The following is a 9,807-nucleotide window of genomic DNA, read 5'->3' as shown; positions in this document are numbered from 1 at the left end:
TTGATCTCACGCTTTTCTGCACTGTGACGTCGTGACATGCTTTTCGTCTTTCAACTGATGGGTCGAAATGGCCAGCCGCACCGTTGGATGCAGCCGGCCAACACAATTACTTCGGACGCTTGGCGCCGTACTTCGAACGGCGCTGCTTGCGGTTCTTGACGCCCTGGGTGTCGAGAACACCGCGGATGACGTGATAACGCACGCCGGGCAAATCCTTGACGCGACCGCCACGGATCATGACCACGGAGTGTTCCTGAAGGTTATGGCCCTCACCCGGTATATAGCCGATCACTTCGTAGCCGTTGGTCAAACGGATCTTGGCAACCTTACGAAGAGCCGAGTTAGGCTTCTTCGGGGTCGTGGTGTACACGCGAGTGCATACGCCGCGCTTCTGCGGATTCTGCTCCAGCGCGGGAACCTTGTTGCGCTTTACCGGCGCCTGGCGCGGCTTGCGGATCAGCTGGTTTACAGTTGGCATGTAACCATCCCTTTAGAATTCATGTTTCGCCCTCTCAGGCACCATGCACGCAAACCATAAGCGCAAAACAAGGGCCGGTTCCGGTATTGCCGGAGGGCCCATGAAAGCAGAGGACACGAATACTCGTGTCATGCGTGCAGCATTGTCAGTTCACAGTGCAGTCAGAAACCTTGTTTGAGACAAGTTTCAGGACGTGTCGTCCCGAAGAAAAGCGTCTCACATCGGTCTCGGTGGCCGGTAACTACTGATTTCCCCCCATGCCGTCAAGGCCACAGGTGAAATAATCGTGCCGAAGGGCGGTCCAGATCACGAATACGGGGCGCACGAGACATATTGTTGCGCCATCTCACCCCCGCAGGGCGTTTAGTTGCCCTGCCTCGTCGAAGGAACCTGGCAGACGGCGCGATTACGCAGAATCAACCGTCCTCAACGGCACCGCAACGACTCAGAGCGTGACCGGCAAGGAATCAGCGTCTTCGCACCAGTCCGATGATAAACAGCAAAATTACCGCGCCGATGGTGGCATGAATGATCGATCCGACGATTCCACCGCCAATCGAGACCCCGACCATTGGCAGAATCAATCCGGCGACAAAGGCGCCGACGATGCCGACGATGATGTTGCCGATCAGGCCAAAGCCGAACCCCTTCATGATAACACCGGCAAGCCAGCCCGCTACGGCGCCTATGAGAAGAAAAATCAAAAGACCCTGAAGACCCATATGCCCAACTCCCTCTGTCCGTGTGCCGGACAAGCCCGGTCACCACAAGCTATCCACCGTTGCCCGGTTCTTCCCAGACAACCACGGAAAGCCCGCGTCGGCAAGCTTGCTGGTGGTTTATTGCTTGGCTGCTCAAGTCAGCATCCAGACACAGGAAGGCGCAGTTCTGGGTTCGGACGGGAAATCGCGTTGCCATCGCGCTTGCAACATGGGAGGTAATGCTTCCCCAAAGCTCGGAAAGGATGGCGAATGAACCCCGATAACGACAATGATCATGACAACGGCGACGCTCCCGCCATCTTCATCATCGTCGGCCAGACCAGCAAGCAGAAAGGCGGGACCATGACCCCCGTGCACGTGCTGCTCGCCGCCCCCGACGAGGACACCGCAGTGCGGCTTTGTCTCGATGCACTGTCATCGAAAGGATATGCGGAAGCCGATCTGGACCAGATCGGCCTGATGGGCGGTGCGCCGGACGAAGAACCGCATGCCTCGGCCTACCAGGGCGCACTGGAAGGCGAAGTGGCCGTCATCGCCTTCGAATGAGAGTAGCAATTTTACGTCAACATCGAGGCTGACATACCTGACATGCCGCCTGTTGGTCACACGGTTGTGAGCAGCGCATGGCAAAGGTGATTTCTCCCGGTATCCGCGACGTGTTTATTTGACCACCGAGCAATCCGCATGACCGCACTGCGCTGCCGCGTGCGATACCGGCAACATCGCGGACAGGAAGCCGTGTGGAACACAGGACTGCTTGAGCCGTTGATAAGAACACTTGTTACACTCGAGGGAGACAGAAGAGACATGCCATTTCACAACAAACTGAAAATTGCGGCCGCAGCCGCAACGTTGATGATGACGACCGTTTTTTCCGCCGGTGCAGAGGATGGCTGGATCATCAAGGACAGCTCCGGTTCGGTGGAGACGACCGCTGACAGATTGGTGGAAGCGGTTGAAAAGGCCGGCGCCAAGGTTTTTGCCCGTGTTGATCACGCCGCTGGCGCCAGGAGCATTGATGCCGAATTGGCCGGGATGACACTGGTGATGTTCGGCAACCCCAAAATCGGCACACCGATCCTGCAGGCTGCACCCCGCGCCGGTCTGGACCTGCCAAACCGCGTGCTGATCTGGGATGATGCCGGCCAGACCCGGATCGGCTATCTCGACCCCGCCGAACTCAAGGCCCGCTACGAGGTTGAAGGTGCAGATCAAGCGTTCGAGGTGATGACGGGTGCATTGGGCAAGTTGACCGACGCTGCGGCGAAATAGGTCCCAAGTCAGTCTCCGAAACGCAAAAGGCCGCCCCGAAAGGCGGCCTTTTTATTGGGTATGCGCGGGCCCTTATTCGGCCGGCGTTGGCTCTTCCTTGGCCATGTCGGTAAGCATCGGGGCGGCAGTCTCCGCGCCCGAAGTCTTGCGGCGTTCGTCCAGGATCAGATCGTCGCGCGACGTGGCGATACGACGGATCTGGGTCATGGTGCCGCCGGTACCTGCAGGCACCAGACGTCCGACGATGACGTTTTCCTTGAGACCCTGCAGCGTGTCGACCTTGCCCGCAACTGCGGCCTCGGTGAGCACCTTGGTGGTTTCCTGGAACGATGCCGCCGAGATGAAGGACGGTGTCTGCAACGATGCCTTGGTGATGCCGAGCAGAACCGGAACGCCATACGCAGGCTTTTTGCCTTCCTCGACCAGACGGTCATTGGCGTTGTCGAGTTCGATCTGGTCGACATTGTCACCGACGATGTAGACGGAATCACCGGAGTCGGTGATCTCGACCTTCTGCAGCATCTGCCGGACAATCACTTCGATGTGCTTGTCGTTGATCAGAACGCCCTGCAAACGGTAGACTTCCTGGATCTCGTTGACGAGGTAAGAGGCGAGAGCCTCCACGCCCTTGATTGCCAGAATGTCGTGCGGCGCCGGGTTGCCGTCGAGGATGTAGTCGCCCTTTTCGATGAAATCGCCATCCTGAAGGTGGAAAGGCTTCCCCTTTGGAATGAGATATTCAACAGGCTCGACTCCATCTTCCGCCGGTTCGATCTGGATGCGACGCTTGTTCTTGTAGTCGCGACCGAAGCGGATAGTGCCATCGATCTCGGCGATGATGGCGTGATCCTTCGGACGACGGGCTTCGAACAATTCCGCAACCCGCGGCAGACCACCGGTGATGTCCTTGGTCTTGGCGCTTTCGAGCGGCACACGGGCCAGAACATCGCCCTGGCTGACCTTGGCGCCGGGTTCGACCGACAGGATAGCGTCAACCGAGAGCTGGAACCGGGCTTCGCCGCCACGGGCCAGTTTGGCGATATCGCCATCCTTGCCCTTGATGACGACCGACGGCTTGAGATCGACACCGCGCGGCGTCGAACGCCAGTCGATAACCTGACGCTTGGTGATGCCGGTCGCTTCGTCGGTAGCTTCGAGAACCGAGATGCCGTCGACGACATCCTCGAATTCAACGGTGCCTTCGACTTCCGTCAACATTGGACGCGTGTACGGATCCCACTCTGCCAGACGCTGGCCGCGTTTGACCGCATCACCATCGTCGACAAAGATCTTGGAGCCGTAGGCCACACGCTGCGACGAGCGCTCGGCGCCCTTCTCGTCCAGGATCTGGACAGCCATGCTGCGGCCCATGGCAATCAGATTGCCATCGGAGTTGCGCAGCATGTTGCGGTTCTTGATACGGACCGTGCCCTCGTAAGAGGCTTCCAGGAACGACTGGTCAACCACGGTGGCGGTGCCGCCAAGGTGGAAGGTACGCATGGTCAGCTGAGTGCCCGGCTCACCGATCGACTGGGCGGCGATGACGCCGACAGCTTCACCGATGTTGACCGGCGTACCGCGCGCCAAGTCACGTCCGTAGCAGGTTCCGCAAATACCGGTCTGGATATCGCAGGTCAGCGGCGAACGGATGCGGATCGACTGAATGCCCGCAGCTTCGATTTCAACGACCTGCGCCTCATCGATCGTGGAGCCGGCCTTGACCATCAACTCGCCGGTGATCGGGTGATTGATGTCGTCAAGCGTCGTCCGACCGAGAATACGCTGACCGATCGACGCCACAACCTGACCGGCGTCAACGATGGCCGTCATTGTCAGGCCTTCCTTGGTGCCGCAATCGACATGGGTGACGATGCAATCCTGCGCCACGTCAACCAGACGACGGGTCAGGTAACCGGAGTTGGCGGTCTTGAGCGCGGTGTCGGCGAGGCCCTTACGTGCGCCGTGAGTCGAGTTGAAGTACTCGTTCACGGACAGGCCTTCCTTGAAGTTCGAGATGATCGGGGTCTCGATGATTTCACCTGACGGCTTGGCCATCAGGCCGCGCATCCCGCCGAGCTGACGCATCTGGCTCGGTGAGCCACGTGCGCCCGAATGGCTCATCATGTAGATCGAGTTCATCTGCTTCTGGCGACCATTTTCGTGGAATTCCACGGACTTGATGCGCGCCATCATTTCATCGGCGACCTTCTCGGTGGCCTTGCCCCAGGCGTCAACGACCTTGTTGTACTTCTCGCCCTGAGTGATCAGGCCTTCGTTGTACTGCTGCTCGTATTCCTTGACCAGGCTGTCGGTGTCGCCAACGATCTTCGCCTTGGTGTTGGGAATTACCATGTCGTCCTTGCCGAACGAGATGCCGGCGCGGCAGGCGTGGCCGAAGCCGAGCTGCATGATCCGGTCGCAGAAAATGACCGTGTCCTTCTGGCCGCAGTGGCGGTAGACGGTGTCGATCATCCGGGAAATGTTCTTCTTGGTCATTTCCTGGTTGCAGGTATCAAACGGAACATTGACGTTCCTGGGCAGAAGTTCGCCGATGATCATGCGGCCCGGTGTCGTTTCGAAAATTTTCGAAACCGGGTTGCCATCAGCGTCAACGGTCTTGAAACGACCCTTGATCTTGGTGTGCAGGGTTACAACTTTGCTTTCCAGCGCATGATGAAGTTCGCCCATATCGGAGAATACCATGCCCTGCCCCGGCTCGTTCTCAGCCTGGATCGAAAGATAGTAGAGGCCAAGCACCATGTCCTGCGACGGCACGATGATCGGAGCGCCGTTGGCAGGGTGCAGGATGTTGTTGGTCGACATCATCAAGACGCGCGCTTCAAGCTGGGCTTCGAGCGACAGCGGCACGTGAACAGCCATCTGGTCGCCATCGAAATCGGCGTTAAACGCGGTGCAGACGAGCGGGTGAAGCTGGATCGCCTTGCCTTCAACCAAGGTCGGTTCAAACGCCTGGATACCCAGACGGTGAAGCGTCGGAGCGCGGTTGAGAAGCACCGGATGCTCGCGGATAACCTCGTCGAGGATATCCCAGACTTCAGGCTTTTCCTTCTCGACCAGCTTCTTGGCCTGCTTGACCGTGGATGAATAGCCCTTGGCGTCAAGGCGCGCATAGATGAACGGCTTGAACAGCTCAAGCGCCATCTTCTTGGGCAAGCCGCACTGGTGCAGCTTGAGTTCCGGACCGGTCACGATGACCGAACGGCCTGAATAGTCGACGCGCTTGCCGAGCAGGTTCTGCCGGAAACGGCCCTGCTTGCCCTTGAGCATGTCGGAGAGCGACTTCAGCGGACGCTTGTTGGCACCGGTAATGGTGCGGCCACGGCGACCGTTGTCGAACAGCGCATCAACGGCTTCCTGCAGCATCCGCTTCTCGTTGCGGATGATAATGCCGGGCGCACGCAGTTCGATCAGCCGCTTGAGACGGTTGTTGCGATTGATAACGCGGCGATAAAGGTCGTTTAGGTCGGAGGTGGCGAAACGGCCGCCATCCAGCGGGACGAGCGGACGAAGGTCGGGCGGGATCACCGGCACAATCTTCATGATCATCCATTCCGGCCGGTTGCCCGAATCCATGAAGCTCTCAACGATCTTGAGACGCTTCATCAGCTTCTTGGACTTCAGTTCCGACGTCGTTGTGGCAAGTTCGGTGCGCAGTTCGCCGCCGATCCGCTCGAGGTCCATCGATGCCAGCAGCTCATAGATTGCCTCAGCGCCGATCATGGCGGTGAAGGAATCCTCGCCGAACTCGTCAACAGCGATCATGTAATCCTCTTCAGAGAGCAGCGAATGCTCCTTGAGCGAGGTCAGACCAGGTTCGGTGACGATGTAGTTCTCGAAATACAGGACGCGCTCGATATCCTTGAGCGTCATGTCGAGCAACGTGCCGATGCGCGAGGGCAGCGACTTCAGGAACCAGATATGGGCAACGGGGGCTGCCAATTCGATATGGCCCATGCGCTCGCGCCGCACGCGGCTGAGCGTGACTTCGACGCCACACTTTTCGCAGATGACGCCCTTGTACTTCATGCGCTTGTACTTGCCGCACAGGCACTCATAATCCTTGATCGGACCAAAAATACGGGCGCAGAACAGACCGTCGCGCTCAGGCTTGAAGGTCCGGTAGTTGATCGTCTCCGGCTTTTTGATTTCGCCGAAGGACCAGGAAAGAATCTTCTCGGGGCTGGCGATCGAGATCCGGATGGAATCGAACGTCTGCGCCGGAACGGCGTTGTTGAAAAGATTCATGACCTCATGGTTCATGCCTGTCTCCTTTTAGGGCTGTTCGCCCTTGGCTTGCGACGGCGCCGGCGGACACCCGGCAACAGGCCATCGCCTGAAATTCATTTTTGACCGCGTCGAACGCGGGTTTCATCTCCAGCCCGCGGCTGCGGGACGGAAGACAGCGCGAGGGATTTTGGTCCCTCGCCCCTTCCAGGCTTTATTCAGCCGCGTCGGGCAGTTCATCCCGCTCGGCGATACCGTCGATCTTGTTGGACTCCAGCTCGACGTTGAGACCCAGCGACCGCATTTCCTTGACGAGAACGTTGAAGCTCTCCGGAATGCCTGCCTCGAAGGTGTCGTCGCCGCGCACGATGGCCTCGTAGACCTTGGTGCGGCCAGCCACGTCGTCCGACTTGACCGTGAGCATTTCCTGCAGGGTGTAGGCGGCGCCATAGGCTTCGAGCGCCCAGACCTCCATTTCCCCGAAACGCTGTCCGCCGAACTGCGCCTTGCCGCCCAGCGGCTGCTGGGTAACGAGCGAGTAAGGACCGATCGAACGGGCGTGGATCTTGTCGTCCACCAGGTGGTTGAGCTTGAGCATATAGATGTAGCCCACGGTCACCGGACGGTCGAAGGTCTCACCCGTACGCCCGTCATAGAGCGTCGACTGACCCGACACATCAAGACCGGCCTGGCCGAGCATGATGTTGATGTCGGCCTCGACCGCACCGTCAAACACAGGTGTGGCGATCGACACGCCGCGGCGGGTCTGTTCGGCCAACCTGACGATCGACGGATCATCATAATCCTTGATCGGCTCGCCCTTCGGACCGGTACCGATCACGCTGTCGATGGTGTCACGCAGCGGCTGGATATCCGCACCCGCATTGTAGGCATCGAGCATCGCGCCGATCTTCTTGCCCATTCCCGAGCAAGCCCATCCGAGATGGGTTTCCAGGATCTGCCCGACATTCATGCGCGACGGCACGCCCAACGGGTTGAGCACGATGTCGACATGGGTTCCGTCTTCCAGGAACGGCATGTCCTCGCACGGCAGAATGCGGGAAACCACACCCTTGTTGCCATGACGGCCGGCCATCTTGTCACCCGGCTGGATCTTGCGCTTCACGGCAACAAAGACCTTGACCATCTTCATGACGCCCGGCGGCAGTTCATCGCCACGCTGGACCTTCTCGACCTTGTCCATGAAGCGGGCTTCAAGCAGCTTCTTGGAATCGTCGTACTGACCACGCAGCGCTTCGATCTCGCCCTGCAGCTTTTCGTCCTCGACAGCGAACGTCCACCATTGCGACCGCGGATAGTCGCCAATGGTTTCGGCACTGACTTCCGAACCCTTCTTGAAGCCCTTCGGTCCGGCAATCGCCACCTTGCCCGCCAGCATGTCCGTCAAGCGGCCATAGACGTTACGGTCAAGAATTGCCTGCTCGTCGTCACGGTCCTTGGCCAGGCGCTCGATTTCCTCGCGCTCGATGGCCATGGCGCGCTCGTCCTTCTCAACGCCGTGGCGGTTGAAAACGCGGACTTCCACGATGGTGCCGTAGGTTCCGGGCGGCATCCGCATGGAGGTGTCGCGGACATCGGAAGCCTTCTCGCCAAAGATGGCGCGCAGAAGCTTTTCTTCCGGCGTCATCGGGCTTTCGCCCTTTGGCGTGATCTTGCCGACCAGAATGTCGCCCGGAGCCACTTCAGCGCCGATATAGACAATGCCGGCCTCGTCGAGGTTCCTGAGCGCTTCTTCCGAAACGTTCGGGATGTCGCGGGTGATTTCTTCCGGTCCAAGTTTGGTGTCACGCGCCATCACTTCGAACTCGTCGATGTGGATGGAGGTGAACACGTCGTCAGAGACGATGCGCTCGGACAGAAGGATCGAGTCCTCGTAGTTGTAGCCGTTCCAGGGCATGAACGCGACGAGCACGTTGCGGCCCAGCGCCAGATCGCCAAGATCGGTCGACGGTCCATCGGCAATGATGTCGCCCTTGTTCAGAACGTCGCCCACGGTGACCAGCGGACGCTGGTTGATGCAGGTGTTCTGGTTGGAACGCTGGAACTTCTGCAGCCTGTAGATATCGACACCGGACTGCGAGGCTTCCATATCCTCGGTCGCACGGATAACGATACGGGTTGCATCAACCTGGTCAACGATACCGCCACGGCGGGCCGCAATGGCAGCACCGGAGTCACGCGCCACGATCGGCTCCATGCCGGTGCCCACGAACGGCGCCTCGGCGCGAACCAGCGGGACCGCCTGACGCTGCATGTTCGATCCCATCAACGCGCGGTTGGCGTCGTCGTTCTCAAGGAACGGGATCAAGGCTGCCGCCACCGACACCAGCTGGCGCGGCGAGACGTCCATCAGATCGATGTTGTCGCGCGGGGTCATCATCACGTCGCCGGAATGACGACAGACGACAAATTCGCTGACAAGGTGTCCGTCTTCGCTGACTTCGGCATTGGCCTGGGCGACAAAGTACTTCGCCTCTTCCATGGCCGAAAGATAGATCACTTCCTTGGTGACCTTTCCGTCCTTGATCTTGCGATACGGGCTTTCGATGAAGCCGTACTTGTTGACGCGCGCAAAGGTGGCGAGCGAGTTGATCAGGCCGATGTTCGGGCCTTCCGGCGTCTCGATCGGGCAGATACGGCCATAGTGCGTCGGGTGAACGTCGCGGACTTCAAAGCCGGCACGCTCACGGGTCAGACCGCCAGGTCCAAGCGCTGAAAGACGGCGCTTGTGGGTAATTTCCGACAGCGGGTTCACCTGGTCCATGAACTGCGACAGCTGCGACGAGCCGAAGAATTCACGTACGGCGGCCGCGGCCGGCTTGGCGTTGATCAGGTCCTGCGGCATCACCGTATCGATTTCGATCGATGACATGCGTTCCTTGATGGCGCGCTCCATGCGCAGCAGGCCAAGACGGTACTGGTTTTCCATAAGTTCGCCGACCGAACGCACCCGGCGGTTGCCGAGGTTGTCGATATCGTCGATTTCACCCTTGCCGTCGCGCAGTGCAACAAGCGTGCGAACCACGGCGATGATGTCATCCTTGCGCAGAACACGGACGGTGTCTTCCG

At 59.2% G+C, this 9,807-nt stretch carries 6 protein-coding genes; 2 read left to right on the top strand and 4 right to left on the bottom strand.

Going from position 1 to position 9,807, the window contains the following annotated elements:
- Window positions 1-106: 106 nt before the first annotated feature.
- Both rpsL and ABJN75_RS04475 read right to left on the bottom strand, forming a co-directional pair.
- Window positions 107-478, bottom strand: coding sequence for a 30S ribosomal protein S12 (gene rpsL, locus ABJN75_RS04480; protein WP_007197105.1), 372 nt, complete (start codon window positions 476-478; stop codon window positions 107-109).
- Window positions 479-945: 467 nt separating this feature from the next.
- Window positions 946-1,200, bottom strand: a complete 255-nt coding sequence (locus tag ABJN75_RS04475) for a GlsB/YeaQ/YmgE family stress response membrane protein (RefSeq protein ID WP_348437260.1) — start codon at window positions 1,198-1,200, stop codon at window positions 946-948.
- A gap of 249 nt (window positions 1,201-1,449) precedes the next feature.
- Here ABJN75_RS04475 and ABJN75_RS04470 point away from each other — a divergent pair, with 249 nt between their 5' ends.
- Window positions 1,450-1,746 carry a transcriptional regulator gene (locus ABJN75_RS04470; RefSeq protein ID WP_348437258.1) on the top strand — a complete coding sequence of 99 codons (297 nt, stop codon included), beginning with the start codon at window positions 1,450-1,452 and terminating at the stop codon, window positions 1,744-1,746.
- 261 nt (window positions 1,747-2,007) lie between these two features.
- The gene (locus ABJN75_RS04465) at window positions 2,008-2,472 is read left to right on the top strand and encodes a DUF302 domain-containing protein (protein WP_348437256.1); all 465 of its coding nucleotides are present in this window, start codon (window positions 2,008-2,010) and stop codon (window positions 2,470-2,472) included.
- Between the two features lie 72 nt (window positions 2,473-2,544).
- On the opposite strand, the gene rpoC is transcribed toward ABJN75_RS04465, so the two are convergent.
- Both rpoC and rpoB read right to left on the bottom strand, forming a co-directional pair.
- Window positions 2,545-6,753, bottom strand: coding sequence for a DNA-directed RNA polymerase subunit beta' (rpoC, locus tag ABJN75_RS04460; protein ID WP_348437254.1), 4,209 nt, complete (start codon window positions 6,751-6,753; stop codon window positions 2,545-2,547).
- A gap of 178 nt (window positions 6,754-6,931) precedes the next feature.
- On the bottom strand, window positions 6,932-9,807 hold a 2,876-nt coding region (rpoB, locus tag ABJN75_RS04455), incomplete at its 5' end, for a DNA-directed RNA polymerase subunit beta (RefSeq protein ID WP_348437252.1).

Origin of the sequence: Hoeflea sp. (assembly GCF_039975035.1) — a bacterium.
Lineage (GTDB): Bacteria > Pseudomonadota > Alphaproteobacteria > Rhizobiales > Rhizobiaceae > Hoeflea.
The sequence above is the reverse complement of the archived record's forward strand: the minus strand, read 5'-3'. Positions and strand labels throughout refer to the sequence as shown.

Bases quoted from the DNA above. Each gene is read 5' to 3' on its own strand.
- rpsL (WP_007197105.1), bottom strand. From the start codon at position 478: ATGCCAACTGTAAACCAGCTGATCCGCAAGCCGCGCCAGGCGCCGGTA.
- ABJN75_RS04475 (WP_348437260.1), bottom strand. From the start codon at position 1,200: ATGGGTCTTCAGGGTCTTTTGATTTTTCTTCTCATAGGCGCCGTAGCG.
- ABJN75_RS04470 (WP_348437258.1), top strand. From the start codon at position 1,450: ATGAACCCCGATAACGACAATGATCATGACAACGGCGACGCTCCCGCC.
- ABJN75_RS04465 (WP_348437256.1), top strand. From the start codon at position 2,008: ATGCCATTTCACAACAAACTGAAAATTGCGGCCGCAGCCGCAACGTTG.
- rpoC (WP_348437254.1), bottom strand. From the start codon at position 6,753: ATGAACCATGAGGTCATGAATCTTTTCAACAACGCCGTTCCGGCGCAG.